This is a genomic window from Bradyrhizobium sp. 87 (assembly GCF_023073015.1).
GTDB lineage: Bacteria > Pseudomonadota > Alphaproteobacteria > Rhizobiales > Xanthobacteraceae > Bradyrhizobium > Bradyrhizobium canariense_D.
In genome coordinates this window covers 1-1,619 of record NZ_JADPIQ010000043.1, presented here as the reverse complement: position 1 = coordinate 1,619, position 1,619 = coordinate 1, and the positions used below count along the sequence as shown (strand labels likewise).

The following is a 1,619-nucleotide window of genomic DNA, read 5'->3' as shown; positions in this document are numbered from 1 at the left end:
GGGCGAGATCGAGATCGCGCTGGCGCAGATCTGGGCCGAGCTTCTGGGCCTGGAACGTGTCGGCCGGCACGACAACTTCTTCGAGCTGGGCGGGCACTCACTGCTGGCGGTGCGGTTGTTGAGCCGGGTCTCGCAAGCTGTTGGCCTCGCCCTGCCGCTGAGCACGCTGTTTGCGAAACCGGTGCTGGCCGATCTGGCCGCGAGCCTCGTGGATGAGTTGAGCCGCTCCGGTCCACAAGAGCTGCCGGCCATTGTGGCTGTGTCGCGCGAAGAGCCGCTTGCGCTGTCCTTTGCGCAGGAGCGGCTGTGGTTTTTGGCGCAGCTGGATGAGGGCGGCAGGAGCTATCACATGCTGCTGGCATGGCGGTTGCGGGGTGAGCTCGACCGCACCGCATGGCAGCGCAGCCTCGACCGGTTGTTGGCGCGTCATGAGGCGCTGCGGAGTGTCTTTGTCGCGCCGGAGGGCAAGCCCTGGGTTGAAGTTCTGCCGCCGGGTGCGGGGCTGCCAGTGGTGGAGCGCGATCTTCGCGACAGGCCGGAAGCCGAGGCGGCGCGGTTGGATCTGTGCTATGAAGAGGCACGCACGCCCTTCGATCTTGCGCGCGGCCCGCTGATCCGGGCGTGTCTGATCCGGATGTCGGATGATGAGCACGTCTTCCTGCTGACCCAGCATCACATTGTCTCCGACGGTTGGTCGATCGGCGTATTGGCGCGTGAGCTCAGTCACCTGTACCGCACGTTTGTGGCTGGACAAGAGGACCCGCTGCCGCCGCTTGCGATCCAGTATCCGGACTATGCCGCCTGGCAACGGCAGTGGCTGTCGGGCGAGCGGCTCTCGATCCAGGCGGAGTATTGGCGCAGCAACCTGTCAGGCGCACCGGCCCGTCTGGCCTTGCGGACCGACCGGCCGCGGCCGGCACAGCAGTCGTTTGCCGGGGCCGGTGTGGCGGTCGTGATCGATGCGGATCTGACGCGGGGCTTGCGGCGGCTGAGCCAGCAGCATGGCACGACCTTGTTCATGACGGTGCTGGCGGCGTGGGCTGCGGTGCTGTCGCGTCTGTCGGGGCAGGACGACCTTGTGATCGGGGTGCCGAGCGCCAATCGCGGTCGGCGCGAGGTCGAGGAGCTGATCGGCTGCTTCGTCAACACCCTGGCGCTGCGGCTCGACCTGTCGGGCGCGCCGAGCGTGGCGGAGCTGCTCAAACGGACGCGGCGCACGGCCTTGGCGGCGCAGGAGCATCAGGACCTGCCGTTTGAGCAGGTGGTGGAGATCGTGCAGCCGCCCCGGCGTCTTGATCACACGCCGTTGTTCCAGGTGATGCTGGCCTGGCAGAACAACGCCGCCCCGGCGTTCGATCTTCCTGGGCTGCGTGTGGAGGCGGCGGCAGACGGCTTCGATCAGGTCAAGTTCGATCTGGAGCTGAACCTTGCCGAGCATGGCGAGGCGATCGCCGGAACGCTGGGCTATGCCACGGCGCTGTTCGATCAGGCGAGCATCGAGCGGCAGCGAGGCTATCTGCTGGCGCTGCTGCGGGCGATGGTGGCCGATGCGCGGCAAGCGGTCGGGCGGATTGAGCTGCTGGCGGCCGACGAGCGCGCATATCTATTGGAGGAGCTGA

At 67.3% G+C, this 1,619-nt stretch carries 1 protein-coding gene; it reads left to right on the top strand.

From position 1 onward, the window contains the following. A partial coding sequence (locus IVB50_RS42675) for a condensation domain-containing protein (protein WP_247295736.1) occupies positions 1-1,619 on the top strand: 1,619 nt, incomplete at both ends.